The following is a 24306-nucleotide window of genomic DNA, read 5'->3' as shown; positions in this document are numbered from 1 at the left end:
ATCCGATAAGGGTGGCCCCCGCCCATCGGATTAGGAGCGCTTGTAGGAGCGGATAAATCCGCTCCTACAGTTGTATCAGGAAGCCTGCGCCGGTTGCGCTGCATCCACGGGCTTGGGCAGCGACGACAGCATCGCCATGATCAACGCCGCCAGGTACGGCAGCGACTGCACCAGCAGCATGGTCACCCAGAAGCGCATGTCATTGCTCGGCAGCCCCTGAACCAGGTAGATACCGGCCGCGGCGCTCCACAGCAGCAACATGATGAACAACTCTTCGCGGGCTTCGGACAGGGCCACCATGAAGCCATGACTGTCGGCGTTCTTCGGCGTACGGAAGAATGGAATGCTCGAGGTGAAGAAACCGTACAGCACCGCCTTGGCGATCGTGTGCGACAGCGCCAAACCGGCGAGGGCCGCGGCGAAGGCATCCTTGAGGTTGACCCCGACCGCGCGGCGGTACAGGAACACAATCTTGCCGACCTTGAACACGAACAGCGCCAGCGGCGGAATCGCGAAGATCAGCAGCGGCGGATCGACCCGTTGCGGCACGATGATCATCGCTGCCGACCAGAGCAGGGCGCCGACAGTGAAGAAAATGTTCATGCCATCGGCAATCCACGGCAACCAGCCCGCCAGGAAGTGGTAGCGCTGGCCACGGGTGAGCTCGGTGTCCTTGCCGCGCAGCAGGCTGGCGGTGTGGCGCTTGATGATCTGGATGGCGCCGTAGGCCCAGCGGAAGCGCTGCTTCTTGAAGTCGATAAAGGTATCGGGCATCAGGCCCTTGCCATAGCTTTCGTGCGAATAGGCCGCGGAATAGCCCTTTTCGAACACGCGCAGGCCCAGCTCGGCGTCTTCACAGATACACCAGTCGGCCCAGCCCAGTTCTTCAAGTACCGAGCGCCGGGTCATGGTCATGGTGCCGTGCTGGATGATCGCGTCACGATCATTGCGGGTCACCATGCCGATGTGGAAGAAGCCCTTGTACTCGCTGTAGCAGAGCTTCTTGAAGGTGCTTTCGTTCTGGTCGCGGTAGTCTTGCGGCGACTGCACCACGGCGATTTTCGGGTCGGCGAAATGCGGCACCATGTGCTTGAGCCAGTTGCGGTCCACGCAGTAGTCCGAGTCGATCACCGCAATCACTTCGGCGTCCTTGGCGGTGTGCGGAATCAGGTAGTTCAGCGCGCCACCCTTGAACCCGGCCAGCGGCGAGACGTGGAAGAACTTGAAGCGCTCGCCGAGCATCTCGCAATGCGCCTTGATCGGTTCCCACACCGCAGGGTCCTTGGTGTTGTTGTCGATGATCAGCACTTCGTAGTCCGGATAATCCAGCGCTGCCAAGGCATTGAGGGTCTGTTTGACCATCTCGGGGGGCTCGTTGTAGCACGGCACGTGCACCGAGACTTTCGGGCGGTAGGCGCTGTCGGCCTGTACCGGCAGGAACTCGCGGCGGCGCTTGTGGATCCACACGGCCTCGGCCAGTTCGTGGGCTTCGGTCAGCAAAACGATGAAGACCCCCAGCGCACCGAGCGCGAGCAGGAAGCCCACCGTCAGGCTGAACCAGGTGCTGTATTGCTGGCTGTAGTCATAGCCGATCCACACCAGCACCGAACCACAAAGGAAGGCGATGAATGTCAGGAAGGTACGACCCCGTTGACGCAGGGCCGAGCCATCGATCAGCAGCAGGGTCAGCGAGAGCATCGCCAGTACCACCGAACCCACTGCCAGCACGCGCCATTGGGGAATGGCGACTACCGGGCCTTCGAAGTTGAACTTCTGCTGGCGCGCCGCGTTGAACACGCCCCAGTAGGCGCCCACCGAGCCTTCATCACTGGCCTTCCACGGCTGGTCATACGCTTCGATGACGAAGTAGTTGTAGCCCCGGCGGTTGAGCTGGTTGACCAAGGTGCGCAGGTAGATCGCCTGGTCGGCCTGGGTCGCATCGGCACCGCCGCGCATGCGGCCGTTGCTTGGCCAGCCGACTTCGGACAGCAGCAGCGGTTTGCGCGGGAACAATTGCTTGAGGTCGCGGGCACGGTCGAGCACGAACTGGCCGGCGTCCTTCATCGGGATGAATTCCCAGTACGGCAGGATGTGCGCCGCGATCAGGTCAACGTGCTTGGCCAGTTCCGGGTGCTCTTTCCAGATGTGCCACTGCTCACTGGTCGTCACCGGTACTTTCACCGCCGCCCGCACGCGGTCCAGGTACTGGATCAGCGCCTCGGGGGTGATTTCCTCGCGGAACAGGGCTTCGTTACCGACCATCACCCGTACCACGCTGCGTGAACTGTTGGCCAGTTCGATCGCCTTCTGGATCTCCCGCTCGTTACGCTCAAGGTCCGGGCTGATCCACACGCCGAGGGTCACCCGCAGGCCAAACTCTTCGGCCAGGCGCGGAATGTCGGCCTGTGTGCCTTCGACGGTATAGATACGAATACTGTCGGTCAGCTTGCTCAGTTGTTCGAGGTCCTGGCGCAGTTCATCCTCAGTGGGATACTGACCCTTTTGTGGGCTTTCTCCGAGGCGAAACGGCGAATAGGAGAAGCCGGAAATCTGCTCCGGCCAGTTGGGGGCGGAAACCGGGCGGTTGATCAGCGCCCAGAACCCGGTGAATAGCGCGGCAATGGCCATGACTATCACCAGGTTGATACCAAATTTACGCGATGACATAGAGAGTACGGGTTCCGAAGGGTGGAACGGGCGAGCGCCACGGGGCGCGGATTCTGCGCTTTACACGCCTATGCTGTGTAGGAACAGTGCGGCGACAGTAGGTTAGATTGACTTCAAGCGTTGAAGTTCTTATGCCCGTGCAGTTGTCGTCCAGGACTAGGGGTTGCGAGCCACATTAAAGCAGGATTTCCGCCGACTTTACCAATTCCTACTTGAGTATAGGATTCAAGCGGGGTGGCATCGGACTTCAAGAGGCCTATAATGCGCGCCGGTTTTTTGGGGTATGGCCATGAGTACAGATGATCCACGCTTTGCCGGAGTTGCCCGGTTATACGGCGACAACGGTTTGCAGCGCCTGCGCGAGGCCCATGTGGCCATCGTCGGTATTGGCGGCGTCGGCTCCTGGGCCGCCGAAGCCATGGCCCGCAGCGGTGTGGGTGAAATCTCCCTGTTTGATCTGGATGATGTCTGCGTAAGCAACACCAACCGTCAACTGCATGCCATGGAGGGCAATATCGGCCGCTCCAAGGCTGAAGTGATGGCCGAGCGCTTGCGCGCGATCAACCCGGCGTGCACGGTGCACGCGGTAGTGGATTTCGTCACCAAGGAAACCTTGCCTGAGTACATCGGCGAGCATATCGATTGCGTGATCGACTGTATCGACAGCGTGATGGCCAAGGCGGCGTTGATCGGCTGGTGCAAGCGGCACAAGGTCACCATCATCACCACCGGCGGTGCCGGAGGGCAGATCGACCCGACCCAGATCCAGGTCGCCGACCTCAACAAGACCTTCAACGACCCGCTGGCCTCGCGGGTGCGTTCGACCTTGCGCCGCGACTACAACTTTTCCCGTACGGTCACCCGCAACTACAGCGTGCCGTGCGTGTTCTCCACCGAGCAGCTGCGTTATCCCAAGGGTGACGGCAGTGTCTGCCTGCAGAAAAGCTTTGTCGGTGAGGGTGTCAAGCTCGACTGCTCGGGTGGCTTTGGCGCGGTGATGATGGTGACCGCGACCTTCGGCATGGTCGCGGCCAGCAAGGCTGTGGAAAAGCTGGTGGCCGGCGCCCGGCGGCCGTCCGAGCGCAAGCAGGCTCAGGCGTCAGCGGCAAGCTGAGCGATACGCTGCAGCACGGCATTCAGACCGTTGCTGCGCGAGGGTGAGAGCTGGCGCCCGAGGCCCAGCTGGTTGAACCAGCCGGGTAAGTCCAGCTGTTGCAGTTCGCGGCTGGACAAGCCTTCGACCCGGACCAGCAGCAATGCCAACAGGCCACGAATGATCCGGGCGTCGCTGGCGCCTTTGAAACGCCACTGCCCTTCATGCTGTTCCGCTACCAGCCATACCTGACTTTCACAGCCGTGTACGCGGTTGGCTTCGCACTTTTCTGCCGCTTCCAGTGGGGACAAGCGTTCTCCCCATTGCATCAGCAACCGTGCCCGTTGCTCCCAGCCTGCGGCCTGCTCGAAGCTGTCGAGTGCCGCCTGGGCGTGATCGTTCAGGCTCATCGCAGCAGCTCCAGGGCCTGATCCAATGCTGCAAAAAAGCGTTGCAGGTCGTCGGAATCGTTGTACAGCGCCAGCGAGACCCGGATTGCGCCGTCCAGCCCGAGGCTTTTCAGCAGCGGCATGGCGCAATGGTGCCCGGCGCGCACGGCGATGCCCTGTTCGGTCAACATGTGGGCGAGGTCGGCATTATGCACGCCATCGATCACGAAGCTGGCTAAGGCGCATTGCGGTGTGCCAAGCAGGCGAATGCCTTCGCGATCGTCCAGGCCACGCAGCAGCTGGCGATGCAGGCTAGCTTCGTGGGTGGCGACCGCGTTTTCATCCAGCCCCGCCAGATAGTCGAGGCTGGCACCCAGTGCTATCACGCTGGCGATAGGCGGGGTGCCGGCTTCAAAGCCCAGTGGTGCCGGGCGGAAGCTGGCACTTCGATAGTCAGCCACTTGCACCATCTCGCCACCGAATTGCCAGTGACGCAGCCGTGCCAGTGCCTCGGTACGGCCGTAAAGCACACCGAGGCCATCAGGGCCATACAGTTTGTGGCTGGAGAATACGTAGAAGTCGCACCCGAGCAGCGGCATGTCCTGACGAGCGTGGACCACACCCTGGGCGCCGTCGACGACGGTGAGGGCGCCTTGAGCCTGCGCATGAGCCAGGAGTGGCGAAAGCGGTTGCCAGGTACCCAGGACGTTAGACAGCTGGCTTATCGCCAGCAGCCGCGTACGTGAGCCGATCAGTTGCAAGGCGGCATCAAGATCGATCACGCCGTGGCTGTTCAATGGCAGCACGATCAACCGCAGTCCACGACGAAGGGCCAGTTGCTGCCAGGGCAACAGGTTGGCGTGGTGTTCCACGGCGCTGATGACGATTTCGTCCCCCGGCTCGAACAACGGTTCCAGGCCATAGGCCAGCAAGTTGATCGCCGAGGTTGCGCCATGGGTGAAGATGATCTGTTGCGGATCGCTGGCATTCAGCCAGCTGGCAACTTTTTCCCGGCTGCGCTCAAAGGCCTGGGTAGCCAGGGCGCCGGGAAGGTGTTGGGCACGGTGCACGTTGGCAGCACCATGGCCGTAATAGTGGCTCAGTGCGTCGAGCAGCAACTGGGGTTTTTGCGTGGTTGCAGCGTTGTCCAGGTAGGTCTGGTGCTGCCTTTGCAGAGCGGCGATGGCCGGAAAGTCGGCGCGCCAAGGGGAGGGCTGAAACATGATGATCGAACCTGAATATCGGGCCTGGCGGTAAGCCAGACCCGATGGTACCACTTAGTTGTGGGCGTGCAGCGCTTCGTTCAGCTCGATCGCCGACTTGTGCGTCTTGCACTCCACGGCGCCGTTCAGCGAGTTGCGACGGAACAGCAGGTCGGTCTGGCCGGCCAGGTCACGTGCCTTGACGACTTTGACCAGTTGGTTGTTTTCGTCCAGCAGGTTCACCTTGGTGCCCGCAGTGATGTACAGGCCTGCTTCGACGGTGTTGCGGTCGCCCAGCGGGATACCGATACCGGCGTTGGCGCCGATCAGGCAGCCTTCGCCCACTTTGATGACGATGTTGCCGCCACCAGACAGGGTGCCCATGGTCGAGCAACCGCCGCCCAGGTCTGAACCCTTGCCGACGAATACGCCAGCCGACACGCGGCCTTCGATCATGCCAGGGCCTTCGGTACCGGCGTTAAAGTTGACGAAGCCTTCGTGCATGATGGTGGTGCCTTCGCCGATGTAAGCGCCCAGGCGCACACGGGCGCTGTCGGCGATACGCACGCCGGCAGGCACGACGTAGTCAGTCATTTTCGGGAACTTGTCTACCGAGAACACTTCCAGCAGTTCGCCTTTCAGGCGTGCTTCCAGCTGTTGTTCGGCCAGTTCCGCCAGGTCGATGGCACCCTGGCTGGTCCAGGCTACGTTTGGCAGCAGCGGGAAGATACCGGCCAGGCTCAGGCCGTGCGGCTTGACCAGGCGATGCGAGAGCAGGTGCAGCTTCAGGTAGGCTTCCGGGGTGGAGGTCAGTGCGGCGTCTTCGGCCAGTACGGTGGCGACCAGCGGCTTGTTGCTTTCGGCCAGGCGGGTCAGCAGGGCAGCCTGGGCTGCGTCGACACCCTTGAGGGCATCAGCCAGCTGCGCAGCTTGGGCGTTGCTGAAGGCGATGGCCTGGTTGCCACCTTCGTAACCCAGTACAGGCGTGATGGCAGCGACCAGTTCGGCGCTTGGCTGGATCAGCGGCTGTGCGTAGAAAACCTCCAGCCAGGCGCCTTGACGGTTCTGGGTGCCGACACCGAAGGCCAGGCTGAACAGGGTAGTGGACATGCAGTTACCTCTTGCGAATTAGAGTGAAAGCGTGACGCCGCGTTATTGAAGGGCGGCTGCGTACAGGTCCGGCTTGAAGCCGACCAGGGTCCGCTCGCCGAGGTCGAGCACCGGGCGCTTGATCATCGACGGTTGGGCCAGCATCAGTTCGATGGCCTTGGCCTGGTCGAGGTCGGCCTTCTGGGCGTCTTCGAGCTTGCGGAAGGTGGTGCCGGCACGGTTGAGGACGGTTTCCCAGCCGTGCTCGTCGCACCAGCGGGTCAGGCTGGCACGGTCGATGCCTTGGGTCTTGTAGTCATGGAAGTCGTACCCCAGGCCTTGGTCTTCCAGCCAGGTACGGGCTTTCTTCATGGTGTCACAGGCCTTGATTCCATAAAGGTGCAATGGCGTGTCGCGTTTGGTCATGTCTTGCCCCTCCTGGGAAAATTTGGTGAAGGATTATGCCACGGTCAACCGGTTTGGGTTGGCCTTGCCGGGACACTTTGTAGCATTGTGTTACAGGTTTCGGCAGCTTCTGCGACTTTTGTGCAGCGGTGCGTCTGCAGCCTGAACGGCTACTATGTCGATTCAATGGCAATGTCCAGAATGGGCAGACGATGCGCCATTGATCGTGCATGAATTGAAAGGAACACGCCGTATGCAGTCAGCCTACACCGTTCTCATCCTGCTGATGCTGGTGAGTGTCTCCAAACTTGTCGGTCGCGTGATACCGCTGCCGTTGCCGCTGGTGCAGATAGCCGCGGGGGCGCTGCTGGCCTGGCCGACCCTGGGGCTGCACGTGGCGCTTGATCCGGAACTGTTTCTGTTTTTGTTCCTGCCGCCATTGTTGTTCGCGGATGGCTGGCGCATGCCCAAGCGCGACCTCTGGCGCCTTCGCGGTCCGATCCTGACCCTGGCGGTGGGCCTGGTTCTGTTCACGGTGGTGGGGGCTGGTTACTTCATTCACTGGATCCTGCCGAGTATCCCCTTGCCGGTGGCGTTCGCCCTGGCCGCGGTGCTGTCGCCCACCGATGCGGTGGCGGTTTCGGCCATTACCCAGGACCGCTTGCCGACGCCTTTGATGCATATGCTCCAGGGGGAGGCACTGATGAACGATGCGTCGGGCCTGGTGACCTTCAAGTTTGCCCTGGTGGCGGCGATTACCGGGGTGTTTTCCCTGGCCGAGGCCAGCGTCACTTTTGTCCTGGTGGCTGTCGGCGGGCTGGCCATCGGTGTGGCCCTGAGCTGGCTGGTTGGCCGCCTGCGTGCGTGGATGATCGCCCGTGGCTGGGATGACCCGGCCACCCATGTGGTGTTCATGTTGCTGCTGCCATTTGCGGCTTATGTGCTGGCCGAGCGCCTGGGCGCTTCGGGGATCCTTTCGGCCGTGGCCGCCGGCATGATGCAGAGCTGGCTTGACCTGCTGCCGCGCCAGACAAGCACCCGCCTGCTCAATCGCAGTGTCTGGTCGTTGCTGGAGTTCAGCTTCAACGGCCTGATTTTCCTGCTGCTGGGCTTGCAACTGCCGGACATCATCAAGGCTGTGACCAGTCACGAAGCATCGCTGTGGCCGACCCTGTTGTGGCGTTGCCTGGATGTCGTGGCGATCTTCGCGGTATTGCTGGTGCTGCGTTTTGTCTGGGTGCAGAGCGTGTGGCGTTTGATTGGCGTGATCCGGCGCTGGCGTGGCAAGGAGGATCTGGTGTTGCTGCCCAATGCCCGTTCGGCCTGGCTGCTGACCGTAGGCGGGGTGCGCGGTGCAGTGACCCTGGCGGGTGTGATGTCGGTGCCGTTGCTGATCAGTGCCGGCAAGACGTTTCCTGAGCGCGACCTGCTGATTTTCATTGCTGCGGGGGTGATCCTGCTATCGCTGGTGTCGGCGGTGATTGCCTTGCCGCTGCTGTTACGCGGTGTGGCTCGCAGCCCGGACGATGCCTTGCGCCAAGAGGCCAAGGAAGCCTGGCGGCGTACGGCGGAAGCGGCGATCCATGCCCTTGAGGCTGAAGAGCTGACCGAGCCGGGCGTACCTCAGGATGCTGCGCAGGCTGCCTTGGCAGCGGAGCTCAAGGCACGACTGATGGCTGAATACCGGCATCAACTGGAAAACTTCAATGACAGTGCCGAAGCCCAGGCCCTGGCCGAACAGATGGACCAGCTGGAGCGGCGTTTGCGCCTGCGTGCACTGCGGGCGCAGCGCCTGGAGCTGTACAAGCTGCACCGCCATCACCAGGTGGGGGATGATGTAGTGCGCCAGGTGCTGGGCGAGCTGGACCTGAGTGAAGCGAATCTGGGCCCGGTGAAATAACCCTGTAGGCGCTGGCTTGCCAGCGATGCGCCACCCGGTAATTGAAACCCGGGTGATGCCATCGCCAGCAAGCCGGCTCCTACGTACGTCAGCCCTTCAGAAACGCACGAATGCGTTGCGCAGCTTCCACACACTCCGCCAGCGGTGCCACCAGTGCCATGCGCACACGCCCGGCGCCCGGGTTGACGCCATTCACTTCCCGCGACAGGTAAGAGCCCGGCACCACGGTGACATGCTCGGCTTCGAACAGGCGGCGGCAGAACTCGGCATCGTCCATCGGCACCTTGGCCCACAGGTAGAAGCCACCGTCCGGACGCTGAACGTCGAGGACCGGCGCGAGAATTTCCAGCACGGCATCGAACTTCTCGCGGTAAAGGTCACGGTTCGCCAGTACGTGTTCTTCGTCATTCCAGGCAGCAATGCTTGCCAGCTGGGTCTGCACCGGCATGGCGCAGCCGTGGTAAGTACGGTACAGCAGGAACGGCTTGATGATCTCGGCGTCGCCAGCGACAAAACCCGAGCGCAGGCCTGGCAGGTTGGAGCGCTTGGACAGGCTGTGGAACACCACGCAGCGCTTGAAGTCGCTGCGGCCCAGCTCCACGCAGGCGCTGAGCAAGCCGGGCGGCGGGCTTTGCTCATCGAAGTACAGTTCGCTGTAGCACTCGTCGGCAGCAATCACGAAATCGTGCTCGTCAGCCAGGGCAATCAGCTTTTTCAGGGTTTCCATCGGCACCAGGGCGCCGGTAGGGTTGCCGGGGGAGCAGAGGAACAGGATCTGGCAGCGCTTCCAGGTCTCGGCTGACACCGCGTCGAAATCCGGGTTGAAACCGTTGCTGTCCAGGCACGGCAGGTAGTGCGGCGTGGCCCCGGCCAGCAGGGCTGCGCCTTCATAGATCTGGTAGAACGGGTTGGGGCTGATCACCAGGCCTTCGGCCTCGCGGTTGACCACGGCCTGGGTAAAGGCGAACAGCGCTTCACGGGTGCCGTTGACCGGCAGCACATGCTTGTCGGCATCCAGCCAGCCGCTCGGTACATTGAAACGACGCTCGCACCAACGGGTAATCGCCTGGCGCAGGGCCGGCTGGCCGACGGTAGTGGGGTACACCGCCATTTGCGGCAGGTTGTCGGCCAAGGCCTTGGCGACGAACGCAGGCGATTCATGCTTGGGCTCACCGATCGACAGGGCAATGGCGCGTTTGTCGGCGGCAGGCTGGACGCCGCCGAGCAATGCCCGAAGTTTTTCGAACGGGTAGGGCTGAAGCTGGAGCAAATCGGTGTTCATCGGCACAAGGTCTCGTCAAACGTTAAATGGTCAGGCGGGAAACAGAAGCCACGGTGGCCTGGTCGATGCGTAATTGCTCGACGATGGCATCCTGCAGGCGGCTGCACAGCTGGGGGTCGGACAGCGGCTGGTTGTCGGCGTCGGTGATGAAAAACACGTCTTCAACCCGCTCGCCGAGGGTGGCGATCTTGGCATTTTGCAACGACAGGTCGAACTCAAGGAAAATCTTGCCGATCCGCGCCAGCAGGCCCGGGCGGTCGGGGGCGTTGAGTTCGAGAATGGTCACCGGACGCTGGGCGTCGTTGTGGATGGTGACTTGCGGTGCAAAGGTGAAGTGCTTGAGCTGGCGCGGTACCCGCCGCTTGATGATGGTCGGGTAATCGTCCGGATTGCGCAGGGCTTCGGTCAGGCCGTCGCGAATCTCCTTGACGCGCTGCGGATTGTCGCCGATCGAGCCGCCATCGTTGTCGAGCACAATGTAGGTGTCGAGGGTGAACTGGCTGCTCGAGGTAATGATGCGGGCGTCATGAATGTTCAGGTTGAGCTGGTCCATGGCTGCCACGGTCACGGCGAAGAAGTCGTGCTGGTCGGGGGCGTAGATGAAAATCTGCGTGCCGCCCTCGAATTCGCGCTGTGTGGTTTCCTTGATCAGTACCAGCGGGCCGCCGTCGGCCGGTTGCTGGAGAATGGCGTCGCTGTGCCAGGCCACATCGGCGGCGGTGTGACGCAAGAAATAGTCATCGCCCAACTGCGACCAGAGTTGCTCGACGTCGTCCGGATCGGTGCCTTCGCGGATCAGGATGTCCAGGGCGGAAGTCTGCGTCTGGCGGATCTGCTCCTCGCGGTCCAGCGGGTTCTCCAGACCACGGCGCAGGGCGCGCTTGGTCTCGGTGTAGAGCTGGCGCAGCAGGCTGGCACGCCAGGAGTTCCACAGGCTGGGGTTGGTGGCGTTGATATCGGCCACGGTCAGCACATAGAGGTAGTCCAGGCGGGTTTCGTCACCCACCTGCTGGGCGAAGTCGTGGATCACCTGCGGGTCGGACAAGTCCTTGCGCTGCGCGGTGGTCGACATGACCAGGTGGTTCTGTACCAGCCAGACGATCAGGCGGCTGTCCCAAACGGGCAACTGATGGCGTACGCAGAAGGCCTGGGCATCGACTGCGCCAAGCTCCGAGTGATCGCCTTGGCGGCCTTTGCCAATATCATGATAAAGCCCGGCCAGGTAGATCAGTTCGGGCTTGGGCAGGCGACCCATGAGCTTGCTGGCGAGCGGGAATTTCTCCGAGACCGGCGTGTACTGCAATTTGCGCAGGTGCTTGATCAGGTTCAGGGTGTGGGCATCAACCGTGTAGATGTGGAACAGGTCATGTTGCATCTGCCCGACAATCAAACCGAACTCCGGCAGGTAGCGGCCAAGGATGCCGTAGCGGTTCATGCGCCGCAGGTTGCGGTGAATGCCGATTTCGCACTTGAACAGCTCAATGAACAGGCTGGTATTGCGGATATCGTTGCGAAAATCATCGTTGATCAGGTGCCGGTGCTCGCGCAGCAGGCGAATGGTGTCGGCACGCACCCCTTTGATCTCCGGGTGCTGAGCCATCAATACGAAGATTTCCAGCATGGCGAACGGCGTACGCTTGAACACGTTCGGGCGTACCGCTTCAATGTAGCCGTCATGCAGGCGGAAGCGGGCATTGAGCGGCTGCGTGCTGCCACTGTCATCGTCGAGGATGATTTCCTCGAAGTGCTGGATGATCAGGTCGCTGAGCTCGGCGATGCTCATCACCACCCGGTAGTACTGCTGCATGAACTGTTCGATGGCACGCTTGGGGTTGTCATCGGTAAAGCCGAGGAGGGTGGCAATACTGCGCTGATGATCGAACAGCAAACGGTCTTCGGCACGGCCGGCAGACATGTGCAAGGCATAACGGACCTTCCAGAGAAATTCCTGGGAGGATGCCAGCAAGGCGTTTTCACTTTCCAGAAGGAAACCTTCCCCTGCCAATGCATGCAGGTTGAGGGTGCCGTACTGGCGCCTTGCGATCCACAGTACTGTCTGGATGTCACGCAGGCCGCCGGGTGAGCCTTTGACGTTGGGCTCAAGGTTGTATTCGGTGTCGTTGTACTTGTGGTGCCGGGCCTTTTGCTCGGCGCGCTTGGCCAGGAAGAACTCCTTGCTTGGCCACATGTGTTCGGTGCTGGTGACCTCCAGCATACGCTGGCGCAGGCGCTCGGGCCCGGCAATGGTGCGGCTTTCCATCAGGTTGGTGACGACGGTGAGGTCGGCACGGGCCTGTTCGGCACACTCATCGATCGAGCGCACGCTCTGGCCCACTTCCAGGCCGATGTCCCAGAGCAGGGTCAGGAAGCGTTCGATCGAGTCGCGAAACACCTCGTGATCGGCGCTGTCGAGCAGGATCAGCAGGTCGATGTCCGAGTACGGGTGCAACTCACCCCGGCCATAGCCGCCGGTAGCGACCAGTGCAATGTCGGCTTCATCGCTCCAGTCGAATTTGTTCCAGGCCTGCTGCAGGATGTTGTCGACGAACCAGGCCCGATCCTCGATCAGCCGGCGGATCTCGCGGCCTTCACGAAACCGCTTGTCGAGTACTTCGCCCGCCTGACGGATGGCCTTCTTGAAGGCTGCGATAGGGCTAGCCTTGAGGGCCAGTTCCGCCTGGAACTGACCGCGGTCGAACAGTTCGGGATCCACCTGGGGCATCGCGTGACTTTCCTGTTTGACTGTCCTGTTGGAATCAGGCCGACGTGCGGGGAATGGTGTCGTCTTTGCGCAGGGTGAAGATCTCGTAGCCAGTGGCGGTAACCACCAGTGTGTGTTCCCACTGCGCCGAGAGCTTGCGGTCCTTGGTGATGGCGGTCCAGCCGTCGCCCAGTACCTTGGTATCGGCCCGGCCCTGGTTGATCATCGGCTCGATGGTGAAGGTCATGCCTTCCTTGAGCTCCATGCCGGTGCCGGCGCGGCCATAGTGCAGAATCTGCGGCTCTTCATGGAACACCTTGCCGATGCCATGACCGCAGAACTCGCGGACCACCGAGAAACCGTTCTTTTCCGCGTGCTTCTGGATCACTTCACCGATGTCGCCCAGGCGGCAGCCCGGCTTCACCAGCTCGATGGCCTTGTACATGCATTCCTGGGTGACCTGGGACAGGCGCTCGGCCCAGACTGGCACGTTACCCACGTGGAACATGCGGCTGGTGTCGCCGTGGTAGCCATCCTTGATGACGGTCACGTCGATGTTCAGGGTGTCGCCATCCTTGAGTGGCTTGTCGCCCGGGATGCCGTGGCACACCACGTGGTTGACCGACGTGCAGATCGACTTGGGGAAGCCCTTGTAGTTCAGCGGGGCCGGAATCGCCTTCTGGACGTTGACGATGTAGTCGTGGCACAGGCGGTCGAGCTCCTCGGTGGTGACACCGGGCTTGACGTGCTCTTCGATCATCTCAAGGACTTCGGCGGCCAGGCGGCCGGCGACGCGCATCTTTTCGATGTCTTCGGCGGTTTTGATGGTAACTGTCATTGCAGGCTCTCTACGGCGCATCGAAGCGCGAATATTCCGGGAAAGGCCGAATTCTACCAGAGCGGTGCCCGCTGCGGCGGCCACGACTGTGATACAGCCTTTATATAGAGGCATTTTGGCGCGATTAGCGCATGGGTGCAAAAGCAGCTGGCGGACATTGTTAATTCGGGTTCCGTTTGGCCGGCGTCTGTGATATAAAATGCGCCGCTTTGCGGGGATAGCCCCGAAAGCTTAAACCCACACACGTGTCGACACGATGACCTGGGTGCCTTCGATCTACGGATCCTGGGTTGGTCATTGGGATACGTGGAGGCCCAACCCGACTTATCAAGGAACTATCATGTCCCAAGTCAACATGCGCGATATGCTGAAGGCCGGTGTGCACTTCGGTCACCAAACCCGTTACTGGAACCCGAAAATGGGTAAGTACATTTTCGGCGCGCGCAACAAGATTCACATCATCAACCTTGAAAAAACCCTGCCAATGTTCAACGACGCACTGACTTTCGTCGAGCGTCTGGCCCAGGGCAAAAACAAGATTCTGTTCGTCGGCACCAAGCGTTCCGCTGGCAAGATCGTTGCTGAAGAAGCAGCACGTTGCGGTTCGCCGTACGTCGATCACCGCTGGTTGGGCGGCATGCTGACCAACTACAAAACCATCCGTGCTTCGATCAAGCGTCTGCGCGACCTGGAAACCCAGGCCGAAGATGGCACCTTCGCCAAGCTGACCAAGAAAGAAGCCCTGATGCGCTCCCGTGATCTGGAAAAACTGGATCGCAGCCTGGGCGGTATCAAGGACATGGGCGGCCTGCCTGATGCCCTGTTCGTGATCGACGTTGACCACGAGCGCATCGCTATCACCGAAGCCAACAAGCTGGGCATCCCGGTCATCGGCGTTGTCGATACCAACAGCAGCCCGGAAGGCGTTGACTACATCATCCCAGGCAACGATGACGCCATTCGCGCTATCCAGCTGTACATGGGTTCGATGGCTGACGCCGTTATCCGTGGCCGCAACAACGTTGCCGGCGGCACTGAAGTTTACGCTGAAGAAGCCGCACCAGCTGCTGAGTAATTGACGCCTGGCGTCTACTCGGCACGCAAAAAGGGGGCTAGGCCCCCTTTTTGCCACCTTGAAATCCTCCTGTCAGCATCGCCGTTGCAAACTGCATGAGTGCTGGCACTGGATTTACAGATTTGAACGCCCGTCAAGTATCGGGTGGAATGGTTGAAAACCTATCCAAGAGGAATTTGAAATGGCAGAGATTACTGCGGCGCTGGTCAAAGAACTGCGCGAGCGTACCGGCGAAGGCATGATGGACTGCAAGAAAGCCTTGACCAAGGCTGGCGGCGACATCGAAAAAGCAATCGACGACATGCGTGCTTCGGGCGCCATCAAGGCCGCCAAGAAAGCTGGCAACGTTGCTGCTGAAGGCGCCATCGCCATCAAGGCTGACGACAAGTCCGCCGTCCTGCTGGAAGTGAACTCGCAGACCGACTTCCTGGCTCTGCAAGACGACTTCAAGAACTTCGTCGCTGAAAGCGTTGAACAGGCTTTCGCCGAGAAGCTGACCGATGCCGCTCCGCTGATCGCTTCGCGCGAAGCTGCTCGTGAAGCCCTGGTTGCCAAAGTTGGCGAAAACGTCAACATCCGTCGTCTGGTACGTGTTGAAGGTGACGTTGTCGGCACCTACCTGCACGGTAACAAGATCGGTGTTGCTGTTGTCCTGAAGGGCGGTGACGTCCAGCTGGCCAAAGAAATCGCCATGCACGTGGCTGCCAGCAACCCAGAGTTCCTGAATCCATCGGAAGTCTCGGCTGAAGCAATCGAGCGCGAGAAGGCTGTATTCATGCAGCTGAACGAAGAGAAGATGAAGGGCAAGCCTGAGAACATCGTCGCCAACATGATCGACGGTCGTATCAAGAAGTTCCTGGCCGAAGCTTCGCTGGTCGAGCAAGCTTTCGTCATGAACCCGGAAATCAAGGTCGGCGAGCTGGCCAAGAAAGCCGGTGCTGAAATCGTTTCCTTCACCTACTTCAAAGTCGGCGAAGGCATCGAGAAGCCAGTCGACAACTTCGCTGAAGAAGTTGCCGCACAGCTGGCTGCTGCCAAGCAATAAGACGGATTTACATCTGTCGCCCCGAAGAGGCTGCCCGCTCACGCGCGCAGCCTCTTTGTCAAAGCGAGGACGGTTTACGAGACCGCCTTTCGCTGGCGCAGTCGCTGCGCCACGCTTAGAGTTACGCGCAGGCTGAAAACAGCCCGCCAGATTTTTACAAACGCCGCAGGAGAGATTCGCAATGGCTCAGCAGGGCAGTGGTCATCAAGCTCGCTATAAACGCATTCTACTCAAACTTAGCGGCGAGGCCCTGATGGGCTCGGAAGAGTTCGGGATCGACCCCAAGGTCCTGGATCGCATGGCGCTGGAAGTCGGCCAACTGGTCGGTATCGGCGTTCAGGTAGGCCTGGTGATCGGTGGTGGCAACCTGTTCCGTGGCGCAGCGCTGAGTGCCGCTGGCATGGACCGCGTTACCGGTGACCACATGGGTATGCTGGCGACGGTAATGAACGGCCTGGCCATGCGCGATGCGCTGGAGCGTGCGAACATCACCGCCATCGTCATGTCCGCCATCTCCATGGTCGGTGTGACCGATCACTACGACCGCCGCAAAGCAATGCGTCACCTCAATGCGAAAGAAGTTGTAATCTTCGCTGCCGGTACCGGCAACCCGTTCTTCACCACCGACTCCGCCGCTTGCCTGCGCGCCATCGAAATCGATGCCGACGTGGTATTGAAGGCAACCAAGGTCGATGGTGTATACACTGCAGATCCATTCAAAGACCCACATGCCGAGAAGTTCGATCATCTGACTTACGATGAAGTGCTGGATCGCAAGCTGGGCGTAATGGACCTGACGGCAATCTGCCTGTGCCGCGACCACAAGATGCCGCTGCGCGTCTTCAACATGAACAAGCCCGGCGCCCTGCTGAACATCGTGCATGGTGGCGCTGAAGGAACTCTGATCGAGGAAGTTCAAAAATGATCAACGAAATCAAGAAAGATGCCCAGGCGCGCATGCAGAAATCGCTGGAGTCTCTGGCTTACGCGTTCGGCCAGATTCGTACCGGCAAGGCACACCCGAGCATCCTGGCAAGCGTGATGGTGCCTTACTACGGTACCGACACCCCGATCAGCGGCGTCGCCAACGTCACTGTGAAAGATTCGCGCACCCTGCAGGTCGTGGCTTTCGAGCGCAACATGCTCGCTGCCGTTGACAAGGCCATCCAGAGCGCTGGTTTGAATCTCAACCCGACCAACCTGGGTGAGTTGCTGCTGATCACCATGCCGGCCCTGACTGAAGAAACCCGCAAGGGCTTCACCAAGCAGGCACGCAGTGCGGCCGAAGATGCTCGCGTTGCCGTGCGCAACATTCGCCGCGATGCTCTGGGTGAGCTGAAGAAGCTGGTCAAGGACAAGGAAATCAGTGAAGACGAAGAGCGTCGTGCCATCGCTGATATCGACAAGCTGACGAAAGATACCGAGGCCCAGATCACCAAGGCCACCGAAGAGAAAGAAAAGGACCTGATGGCCGTTTAAGGGTCGGGACTTTTAAATGGAAAAGACCAAACAGGGTGTGTCCCCATCGGTGCCGCGCCATGTCGCGATCATCATGGATGGGAATAATCGCTGGGCGAAACGGCGCCTGTTGCCCGGTGTTGCCGGGCACAAGGCGGGCGTCGACGCAGTGCGCGCGGTCATCGAGGTGTGTGCCGAGGCCAAGGTCGAGGTACTGACCCTGTTTGCCTTCTCCAGCGAAAACTGGCAACGACCGGCCGATGAGGTCGGTGCGTTGATGGAGCTGTTCTTCTCGGCCTTGCGCCGCGAAGCCAAGCGCCTCAACGACAACAATATCAGCCTGCGTATCATTGGTGATCGCTCGCGCTTTCACCCTGAGCTGCAGGCCGCCATGCGCGAAGCCGAAGCGCTGACCGCTGGCAGCAATCGATTCATCCTGCAGATCGCCGCCAACTATGGCGGTCAGTGGGATATCGCCCAGGCCGCCCAGCGCCTGGCACGCGAGGTTCAGGCCGGCCATCTGCGCCCGGACGATATCACTCCCGAGCTGCTGCAAACCTGCCTGGCAACCGGTGATTTGCCGCTGCCTGACCTGTGCATCCGTACCGGTGGCGAGCACCGCATCAGCAATTTCCTGCTGTGGCAGTTGGCCTACGCCGAGCTGTATTTCTCCGACCTCTACTGGCCGGACTTCAAACACGAGGCCATGCGCAAAGCGCTGGCCGATTATGCTTCGCGTCAGCGCCGCTTCGGGAAAACCAGCGAGCAGGTCGAAGCTGGAGCCCGTGCTTAATGCTTAAACAACGCATCATCACTGCGCTGATCCTGTTGCCGATTGCTCTGGGTGGTTTTTTCCTCCTTGAGGGTGGGGATTTCGCCCTGTTCATCGGTCTGGTCGTCACCCTGGGTGCCTGGGAATGGGCGCGTCTGGCCGGCCTTGTTGCACAACCGGTGCGCATCGCCTATGCCGCCGTGGTGGCCGGGTTGCTGATGCTGCTTTATCTCATGCCGGACCTGGCACCCTGGGTGCTGGGCGCTTCGGTATTGTGGTGGGGTACCGCGACCTGGCTGGTGTTGACGTACCCGCGCACCAGTGAGCTGTGGTCCAGCGTCGCCTGCCGTCTGCTGATCGGCTTGTTGATCCTGCTGCCGGCCTGGCAAGGGCTGGTGCTGCTCAAGCACTGGCCGCTGGGTAACTGGTTGATCATGGCGGTCATGGTGCTGGTGTGGGGCGCGGATATCGGTGCCTATTTCTCCGGGCGTGCCTTTGGCAAGCGCAAGCTGGCGCCACAGGTAAGCCCAGGCAAGAGCTGGGAAGGTGTTTACGGTGGTTTGGCGCTGAGCCTGGTGATCACTCTGGTGGTGGGGCTCAATCGCGACTGGAGCGTTGCTCAGTTGCTGCTCGGCTTGCTCGGGGCGGCTGTCGTGGTGCTGGTGTCGGTGGTCGGTGACCTGACCGAAAGCATGTTCAAGCGGCGCTCCGGAATCAAGGACAGCAGTAACCTGTTGCCCGGCCATGGCGGCGTACTTGATCGTATCGACAGCCTGACGGCCGCCATTCCACTGTTTGCCGTGCTGCTGTGGGCCGCTAACTGGGGCGTGATGTGAGCAGTCTGCAGCGGATTACCGTACTCGGTGCGACCGGCTCGATAGGGCTGAGTACGCTGGATGTGATCGCTCGGCACCCTGATCGTTATCAGGTGTTCGCCGTGAGCGGCTATTCGCGGCTCGACGAGCTCCTGGCGCTGTGCCTTCGTCATACCCCGGAATTTGCCGTCGTACCTTCGGCTGAATCTGCACAGCAGTTACGTGCAGGCCTGGCTGCGGCCGGGTCGCGCACTGAAGTGCTCGAAGGTGAAGCAGGGTTGTGCCAGGTGGCCTCTGCGCCGGAAGTCGATGCGGTGATGGCGGCAATTGTCGGCGCAGCCGGCCTGCGTCCGACCCTGGCAGCTGTTGAAGCGGGCAAGAAGGTATTGCTGGCCAACAAGGAAGCGCTGGTGATGTCCGGCGCGCTGTTCATGCAGGCTGTGCAGCGCAGCGGCGCCGTATTGCTGCCGATCGACAGCGAACACAACGCGATTTTTCAGTGTCTGCCGGGCGACTATGCCCGCGGCTTGTCTCAGGTCGGGGTGCGGCGCATTCTGCTGACGGCCTCCGGCGGGCCTTTTCGCGAAACACCGTTGGCCGAGCTGGCCGCGGTCACGCCGGAGCAGGCCTGTGCTCACCCGAACTGGTCCATGGGGCGCAAAATTTCGGTTGATTCGGCCAGCATGATGAACAAGGGGCTCGAACTGATCGAGGCCTGCTGGTTGTTTGACGCGCGGCCGGCCCAGGTCGAAGTGGTGGTGCATCCGCAAAGCGTGATTCACTCGCTGGTCGACTATGTTGACGGTTCGGTACTGGCCCAGCTGGGTAACCCGGACATGCGCACGCCGATTGCAAACGCGCTTGCCTGGCCACAACGAATCGATTCCGGTGTGGCGCCACTGGATCTGTTTACCGTCGCCCGTCTGGACTTTCAGGCGCCCGATGAGCAGCGCTTTCCCTGCTTGCGTTTGGCGCGTCAGGCTGCAGAGGCGGGCAACAGCGCGCCGGCGATGCTCAATGCGGCCAATGAAGTGGCAGTCGAGGCGTTTCTTCAGCGGCGCATTCGCTTTCCAGAGATCGCGAGTATGATCGAACAAGTACTCGATCAGGAGCCGGTCGTGGCGGTGCAGACGCTCGACGCGGTGTTTGCTGCCGATCAGCGCGCCCGCCAGCTGGCCGGGCAGTGGTTGAATCATCACGGGTGCTGAAGCTGCGCGCCTGGTTGGGCTGAACGTCATTCGGAGAAAGACATGAGTGCGCTCTACATGATTATCGGCACCCTGGTGGCTTTGGGTGTGCTGGTCACCTTTCACGAATTCGGTCACTTCTGGGTGGCCCGGCGTTGTGGCGTCAAGGTTTTGCGTTTTTCTGTCGGTTTCGGCACGCCGTTGATTCGTTGGCATGATCGTCATGGCACTGAATTCGTCGTGGCGGCGATTCCGTTGGGCGGCTACGTCAAGATGCTTGATGAGCGCGAAGGCGAGGTGCCGGCTGATCAGGTCGATCAATCGTTCAACCGCAAGTCGGTGCGTCAGCGCATTGCCATTGTCGCGGCGGGCCCTGTCGCCAACTTCCTCTTGGCAATCTTCTTCTTCTGGATCCTGGCCATGCTTGGCACCCAGCAGGAGCGCCCGGTGATTGGCGGGGTCGAGGCCGGCAGTATTGCTGAAGTGGCCGGGCTCAAAGCCGGGCAAGAAATTGTTTCAATTGATGGTAAGCCGACCAGCGGTTGGGCTGCGGTCAATCTGCAATTGATTCGCCGCCTGGGCGAGAGTGGTCAGCTGCATATCAATGTGCGTGAAGACGGAGCGACCGTTGATAGCCCGCATGTACTGAAGCTGGACAGCTGGCTCAAAGGTGCGGACGAGCCGGATCCGATCCGTTCGCTCGGGATTCGCCTGTGGCGTCCGGCGCTTGTTCCGATTCTGGCTGAACTGGACCCCAAAGGCCCGGCGCAGGCTGCAGGGCTGAAGACCGGTGACCGCTTGCTGGCCCTCGATGGCCAGGCGCTCAATGACTGGCAGCAGGTGGTCGACACCGTGCGTGGGCGTGCCGGCAGCAAGGTTGTCCTGCAGGTAGAGCGCGAAGGCGCGACGCTGGAAGTGCCGGTTACCTTGGCGACCCGGGGTGAGGGGAAGTCGGCCAGTGGTTATCTCGGGGCTGGCGTCAAGCCAGTCAAGTGGCCGGATGCCATGCTGCGAGAGGTCAGTTATGGGCCGCTGGAGGCTGTGGGCGAGGGGCTTACACGGACCTGGAGCATGAGCGTCCTGACCCTCGAATCGTTGAAGAAAATGCTGTTCGGCGAGCTCTCGGTAAAAAACTTGAGTGGACCGATAACCATTGCTAAAGTGGCGGGCGCTTCAGCCCAGTCGGGCGTTGGGGATTTCCTGAATTTCCTCGCTTACCTGAGCATTAGCCTGGGGGTTCTTAATTTGCTGCCCATACCAGTGCTGGATGGGGGGCATTTGCTGTTCTACCTGATCGAATGGGCGCGTGGTCGTCCGCTGTCGGATCGGGTGCAAGGTTGGGGGATCCAGATCGGTATCAGTTTGGTAGTCGGGGTGATGTTGCTAGCCCTGATCAACGATTTGGGTCGACTGTAAAGCTTCGCTCAATTGCGAACCTTCCGCGTCCCGCGGCGGGTCGTTTATTGCCAGTTGGAATAAGAAAGGACTTCATGAAACGTCTGCTGCTAACTGCGGTTCTCGCCGTACTGATGATCGCTGAAGTTCACGCCGAGTCCTTCACCATCTCCGATATTCGTGTCAACGGTCTGCAGCGGGTTTCCGCGGGCAGCGTTTTTGGCGCGCTACCTTTGAACGTCGGGGATGAGGCCGATGACCGTCGCCTGGTGGATTCCACCCGCGCACTGTTCAAGACCGGTTTCTTCCAGGACATCCAACTGGGCCGTGACGGTAACGTCCTGATCATTACTGTGGTCGAGCGTCCTTCGGTGTCCAGCATCGAGATCGAAGGTAACAAGGCCATCAGCACCGAAGACCTCATGAAGGGTCTGAAGCAGTCTGGTCTGTCCGAAGGCGAGATCTTCCAGCGCGCCACTCTTGAAGGTGTGCGTAACGAACTGCAGCGTCAGTACGTTGCCCAGGGTCGTTACTCGGCAGAGGTCGACACTGAAGTCGTACCGCAGCCGCGCAACCGCGTAGGTCTGAAGATCAAGATCAACGAAGGTACCGTTGCTGCTATCCAGCACATCAACGTGGTTGGCAACACTGTCTTCCCCGAAGAAGACCTGGTCGGCCTGTTCGAACTGAAGACCACCAACTGGCTGTCGTTCTTCAAGAACGACGACAAGTACGCCCGTGAAAAACTCTCCGGTGACCTGGAACGTCTGCGTTCCTACTACCTGGACCGCGGCTACATCAACATGGACATTGCTTCTACCCAGGTGTCCATCACCCCGGACAAGAAGCACGTCTACATCACTGTCAACGTCAACGAAGGCGAGAAGTACACCGTTCGTGACGTGAAGCTTTCCGGTGACCTGAAAGTGCCGGAAGACCAGGTCAAGTCGCTGATGCTCGTGCAGCCGGGTCAGGTGTTCTCGCGTAAAGTGATGACCACCACTTCCGAGCTGATCACCCGTCGTCTGGGTAACGAAGGCTACACCTTCGCCAACGTCAACGGCGTGCCACAGCCAAACGACCAGGACCACACGGTCGACATCACCTTCGTGGTCGATCCGGGCAAGCGTGCCTACGTCAACCGTATCAACTTCCGCGGCAACACCAAGTCGGAAGACGAAGTGCTGCGTCGCGAAATGCGCCAGATGGAAGGTGGCTGGGCCTCGACGTACCTGATCGACCAGTCCAAGACCCGTCTGGAGCGTCTGGGCTTCTTCAAGGAAGTCAACGTCGAAACTCCAGCCGTGCCGGGCACCGATGACCAGGTCGACGTCAACTACAGTGTCGAAGAGCAGGCGTCGGGTTCGATCACCGCCAGCGTCGGTTTCGCGCAGAGCGCCGGTCTGATCCTCGGCGGCTCGATCAGCCAGACCAACTTCCTGGGTACCGGTAACAAGGTTTCTATCGGCCTGACCCGCAGTGAATACCAGAGCCGCTACAACTTCGGCTTCGTGGACCCCTACTGGACTGCCGACGGCGTCAGCCTGGGCTACAACGCCTTCTACCGCACCACTGACTACGATGACCTCGACGTCGACGTTGCCAGCTATGCGGTTGACAGCCTGGGTGCCGGTGTCAGCGTCGGTTATCCGATCAGCGAGACCTCGCGTCTGACCTTTGGTCTGACGGCCCAGCAGGATGAAATCAAGACCGGTCGTTACACCGTCGACGAGATTTTCGACTTCGTCAACGAAGAGGGCGACAAGTACCTGAACTTCAAGGCTTCTGCCGGTTGGTCCGAGTCGACCCTGAACAAGGGTGTACTGGCTACCCGTGGTCATTCCCAGAGCCTGGTGCTCGAGGCAACCACGCCGGGCAGCGACCTGTCGTTCTTCAAACTCGACTACCGTGGCCAGCTGTTCAAGCCGATCACCAACGACTACACCCTGCGTATGCACACCGAGTTGGGCTATGGTGATGGTTTCGGGGGCACGTCTGGCCTGCCGTTCTATGAGAACTACTACGCCGGTGGTTTCAACTCGGTACGTGGCTTCAAAGACAGCAGCCTGGGCCCACGCAGTACCCCAAGTGACGGCCATAACCCGGGCACGATTGCCGACCCGGACCAGGACCCACTGCCGTTCGGTGGTAACGTCCTGATCCAGGGTGGTGTAGAGCTGCTGTTCCCGCTGCCGTTCGTCAAGGACCAGCGCTCGCTGCGTACCTCGGTATTCTGGGATGTGGGTAACGTGTTCGACACCAACTGCGGTTCCAAGCCGGACTGTGAAGATATCGGTCTGTCTGGCCTGGCCAGCTCCGTTGGTCTGGGTGTGACCTGGATTACTGCACTGGGCCCGCTGAGCTTCAGCCTGGCAATGCCGGTGAAGAAACCGGACGACGCCGATACCCAGGTGTTCCAATTCTCTCTGGGCCAGACCTTCTAAGGTCTGCCCCTTGCTAACGACATCGGATTCTGTAGGAGTGCATCGTGCGTAAGTTGACCCAACTGGCAGTACTGGCTGCGACCCTGGTCGCAACCCCGGCTTTCGCCGAAATGAAAGTTGCCGTTCTGAACTATCAGATGGCCCTGCTGGAATCGGACTCGGCGAAGAAGTACGCAGTCGACGCCGAGAAGAAGTTCGGCCCGCAACTGACCAAGCTGAAGAACCTGGAAAGCAGCGCCAAAGCCATTGCTGACCGCATCCGTGCGGGTGGCGACAAAATGGCCCAGCCAGAGCGCGAGCGCCTGGAGCTTGAATACAAGCAGAAAGCCCGTGACTTCCAGTTCCAGTCCAAGGAGCTGAACGAGTCCAAGGCCGTTGCTGACCGTGAGATGCTCAAGCAACTGAAGCCAAAGCTGGACGGCGCAGTTGAAGAAGTGATCAAGAAGGGCGGTTTCGACCTGGTGCTCGAGCGTGGCGCGGTGATTGATGTCAAACCTCAGTACGACATCACCCGCCAGGTCATCGAGCGCATGAACCAGTCCCGTTGAA

General features: G+C 60.5%; 20 protein-coding genes. 12 read left to right on the top strand and 8 right to left on the bottom strand.

From position 1 onward, the window contains the following. Positions 1 to 75 precede the first annotated feature (75 nt). Positions 76 to 2667: a glycosyltransferase gene (locus DM813_RS05665; RefSeq protein WP_128322436.1), complete on the bottom strand. Its 2592-nt coding sequence runs from the start codon at positions 2665 to 2667 to the stop codon at positions 76 to 78. 289 nt (positions 2668 to 2956) lie between these two features. Between DM813_RS05665 and tcdA the strand changes: the two genes are divergently transcribed. Then, positions 2957 to 3781: a tRNA cyclic N6-threonylcarbamoyladenosine(37) synthase TcdA gene (gene tcdA / locus DM813_RS05660; protein ID WP_128322435.1), complete on the top strand. Its 825-nt coding sequence runs from the start codon at positions 2957 to 2959 to the stop codon at positions 3779 to 3781. On the opposite strand, the gene DM813_RS05655 is transcribed toward tcdA, so the two are convergent. Genes DM813_RS05655 through DM813_RS05640 form a run of 4 tightly spaced genes read right to left on the bottom strand, consistent with a single transcriptional unit; the run spans position 3760 to position 6866 of the window. After that, positions 3760 to 4170 (bottom strand): SufE family protein, encoded by a 411-nt coding sequence (locus DM813_RS05655; RefSeq protein WP_128322434.1) that lies wholly within the window; start codon positions 4168 to 4170, stop codon positions 3760 to 3762. The genes tcdA and DM813_RS05655 overlap by 22 nt on opposite strands. Further along, on the bottom strand, positions 4167 to 5372 hold the full coding sequence (locus DM813_RS05650; RefSeq protein WP_128322433.1) for an aminotransferase class V-fold PLP-dependent enzyme: 1206 nt from the start codon (positions 5370 to 5372) through the stop codon (positions 4167 to 4169). The genes DM813_RS05655 and DM813_RS05650 overlap by 4 nt, the downstream gene beginning before the upstream one ends. Positions 5373 to 5426: 54 nt before the next feature. Then, positions 5427 to 6461 carry a 2,3,4,5-tetrahydropyridine-2,6-dicarboxylate N-succinyltransferase gene (dapD, locus tag DM813_RS05645; protein WP_128322432.1) on the bottom strand — a complete coding sequence of 345 codons (1035 nt, stop codon included), beginning with the start codon at positions 6459 to 6461 and terminating at the stop codon, positions 5427 to 5429. Between the two features lie 42 nt (positions 6462 to 6503). Next, positions 6504 to 6866, bottom strand: a complete 363-nt coding sequence (locus DM813_RS05640) for an ArsC family reductase (protein ID WP_128322431.1) — start codon at positions 6864 to 6866, stop codon at positions 6504 to 6506. 232 nt (positions 6867 to 7098) lie between these two features. On the opposite strand from DM813_RS05640, the gene DM813_RS05635 reads away from it, so the two are divergent. Next, on the top strand, positions 7099 to 8745 hold the full coding sequence (locus DM813_RS05635) for a Na+/H+ antiporter (RefSeq protein WP_128322430.1): 1647 nt from the start codon (positions 7099 to 7101) through the stop codon (positions 8743 to 8745). An 88-nt stretch (positions 8746 to 8833) separates the two neighbouring features. Here DM813_RS05635 and dapC read toward each other — a convergent pair whose 3' ends face one another. Genes dapC through map form a run of 3 tightly spaced genes read right to left on the bottom strand, consistent with a single transcriptional unit; the run spans position 8834 to position 13566 of the window. Continuing rightward, positions 8834 to 10027 (bottom strand): succinyldiaminopimelate transaminase, encoded by a 1194-nt coding sequence (gene dapC, locus DM813_RS05630; RefSeq protein WP_128322429.1) that lies wholly within the window; start codon positions 10025 to 10027, stop codon positions 8834 to 8836. A gap of 22 nt (positions 10028 to 10049) precedes the next feature. After that, positions 10050 to 12749, bottom strand: coding sequence for a [protein-PII] uridylyltransferase (locus DM813_RS05625; protein ID WP_128322428.1), 2700 nt, complete (start codon positions 12747 to 12749; stop codon positions 10050 to 10052). Positions 12750 to 12783: 34 nt separating this feature from the next. After that, positions 12784 to 13566, bottom strand: a complete 783-nt coding sequence (gene map / locus DM813_RS05620) for a type I methionyl aminopeptidase (protein WP_128322427.1) — start codon at positions 13564 to 13566, stop codon at positions 12784 to 12786. A 340-nt stretch (positions 13567 to 13906) separates the two neighbouring features. On the opposite strand from map, the gene rpsB reads away from it, so the two are divergent. The 10 genes from rpsB (at position 13907) to DM813_RS05570 (ending at position 24305) form a co-directional block, all read left to right on the top strand. Next, positions 13907 to 14641: a 30S ribosomal protein S2 gene (gene rpsB / locus DM813_RS05615; protein WP_038614011.1), complete on the top strand. Its 735-nt coding sequence runs from the start codon at positions 13907 to 13909 to the stop codon at positions 14639 to 14641. Positions 14642 to 14822: 181 nt separating this feature from the next. Further along, positions 14823 to 15686: a translation elongation factor Ts gene (gene tsf, locus DM813_RS05610; RefSeq protein WP_038614008.1), complete on the top strand. Its 864-nt coding sequence runs from the start codon at positions 14823 to 14825 to the stop codon at positions 15684 to 15686. 181 nt (positions 15687 to 15867) lie between these two features. Continuing rightward, a complete protein-coding gene (pyrH, locus tag DM813_RS05605; protein ID WP_027920035.1) occupies positions 15868 to 16611 on the top strand; it encodes a UMP kinase in 744 nt (247 codons plus the stop codon). After that, complete coding sequence (gene frr, locus DM813_RS05600; RefSeq protein WP_045193626.1) at positions 16608 to 17165, top strand: ribosome recycling factor; 558 nt, start codon at positions 16608 to 16610, stop codon at positions 17163 to 17165. Before pyrH ends, frr begins: the two co-directional genes overlap by 4 nt. A gap of 16 nt (positions 17166 to 17181) precedes the next feature. Next, positions 17182 to 17937 (top strand): polyprenyl diphosphate synthase, encoded by a 756-nt coding sequence (gene uppS / locus DM813_RS05595; RefSeq protein ID WP_128322426.1) that lies wholly within the window; start codon positions 17182 to 17184, stop codon positions 17935 to 17937. Beyond that, positions 17937 to 18752, top strand: a complete 816-nt coding sequence (locus DM813_RS05590; protein WP_128322425.1) for a phosphatidate cytidylyltransferase — start codon at positions 17937 to 17939, stop codon at positions 18750 to 18752. The genes uppS and DM813_RS05590 overlap by 1 nt, the downstream gene beginning before the upstream one ends. Continuing rightward, positions 18749 to 19939, top strand: a complete 1191-nt coding sequence (gene ispC / locus DM813_RS05585) for a 1-deoxy-D-xylulose-5-phosphate reductoisomerase (RefSeq protein ID WP_128322424.1) — start codon at positions 18749 to 18751, stop codon at positions 19937 to 19939. Before DM813_RS05590 ends, ispC begins: the two co-directional genes overlap by 4 nt. 42 nt (positions 19940 to 19981) lie before the next feature. Further along, complete coding sequence (rseP, locus tag DM813_RS05580; RefSeq protein WP_128322423.1) at positions 19982 to 21334, top strand: RIP metalloprotease RseP; 1353 nt, start codon at positions 19982 to 19984, stop codon at positions 21332 to 21334. 74 nt (positions 21335 to 21408) lie between these two features. Next, on the top strand, positions 21409 to 23757 hold the full coding sequence (bamA, locus tag DM813_RS05575; protein ID WP_128322422.1) for an outer membrane protein assembly factor BamA: 2349 nt from the start codon (positions 21409 to 21411) through the stop codon (positions 23755 to 23757). Positions 23758 to 23801: 44 nt separating this feature from the next. Next, positions 23802 to 24305 (top strand): OmpH family outer membrane protein, encoded by a 504-nt coding sequence (locus DM813_RS05570; protein ID WP_128322421.1) that lies wholly within the window; start codon positions 23802 to 23804, stop codon positions 24303 to 24305. The last annotated feature ends 1 nt before the right edge of the window (position 24306 follow it).

Source organism: Pseudomonas alkylphenolica, assembly GCF_004025535.1.
Taxonomy (GTDB): Bacteria; Pseudomonadota; Gammaproteobacteria; order Pseudomonadales; family Pseudomonadaceae; genus Aquipseudomonas; species Aquipseudomonas alkylphenolica_A.
This window is presented reverse-complemented; position numbering and strand designations above follow the sequence as displayed.

What these genes read in the sequence shown, in the direction of transcription:
- DM813_RS05625 (WP_128322428.1), bottom strand. Translation starts at nt 12,749, where the DNA reads ATGCCCCAGGTGGATCCCGAACTGTTCGACCGCGGTCAGTTCCAGGCG.
- DM813_RS05635 (WP_128322430.1), top strand. Translation starts at nt 7,099, where the DNA reads ATGCAGTCAGCCTACACCGTTCTCATCCTGCTGATGCTGGTGAGTGTC.
- frr (WP_045193626.1), top strand. Translation starts at nt 16,608, where the DNA reads ATGATCAACGAAATCAAGAAAGATGCCCAGGCGCGCATGCAGAAATCG.
- map (WP_128322427.1), bottom strand. Translation starts at nt 13,566, where the DNA reads ATGACAGTTACCATCAAAACCGCCGAAGACATCGAAAAGATGCGCGTC.
- rpsB (WP_038614011.1), top strand. Translation starts at nt 13,907, where the DNA reads ATGTCCCAAGTCAACATGCGCGATATGCTGAAGGCCGGTGTGCACTTC.
- tcdA (WP_128322435.1), top strand. Translation starts at nt 2,957, where the DNA reads ATGAGTACAGATGATCCACGCTTTGCCGGAGTTGCCCGGTTATACGGC.
- dapD (WP_128322432.1), bottom strand. Translation starts at nt 6,461, where the DNA reads ATGTCCACTACCCTGTTCAGCCTGGCCTTCGGTGTCGGCACCCAGAAC.
- DM813_RS05640 (WP_128322431.1), bottom strand. Translation starts at nt 6,866, where the DNA reads ATGACCAAACGCGACACGCCATTGCACCTTTATGGAATCAAGGCCTGT.
- DM813_RS05655 (WP_128322434.1), bottom strand. Translation starts at nt 4,170, where the DNA reads ATGAGCCTGAACGATCACGCCCAGGCGGCACTCGACAGCTTCGAGCAG.
- bamA (WP_128322422.1), top strand. Translation starts at nt 21,409, where the DNA reads ATGAAACGTCTGCTGCTAACTGCGGTTCTCGCCGTACTGATGATCGCT.
- DM813_RS05590 (WP_128322425.1), top strand. Translation starts at nt 17,937, where the DNA reads ATGCTTAAACAACGCATCATCACTGCGCTGATCCTGTTGCCGATTGCT.
- DM813_RS05650 (WP_128322433.1), bottom strand. Translation starts at nt 5,372, where the DNA reads ATGTTTCAGCCCTCCCCTTGGCGCGCCGACTTTCCGGCCATCGCCGCT.
- dapC (WP_128322429.1), bottom strand. Translation starts at nt 10,027, where the DNA reads ATGAACACCGATTTGCTCCAGCTTCAGCCCTACCCGTTCGAAAAACTT.
- tsf (WP_038614008.1), top strand. Translation starts at nt 14,823, where the DNA reads ATGGCAGAGATTACTGCGGCGCTGGTCAAAGAACTGCGCGAGCGTACC.
- uppS (WP_128322426.1), top strand. Translation starts at nt 17,182, where the DNA reads ATGGAAAAGACCAAACAGGGTGTGTCCCCATCGGTGCCGCGCCATGTC.
- rseP (WP_128322423.1), top strand. Translation starts at nt 19,982, where the DNA reads ATGAGTGCGCTCTACATGATTATCGGCACCCTGGTGGCTTTGGGTGTG.
- pyrH (WP_027920035.1), top strand. Translation starts at nt 15,868, where the DNA reads ATGGCTCAGCAGGGCAGTGGTCATCAAGCTCGCTATAAACGCATTCTA.
- DM813_RS05665 (WP_128322436.1), bottom strand. Translation starts at nt 2,667, where the DNA reads ATGTCATCGCGTAAATTTGGTATCAACCTGGTGATAGTCATGGCCATT.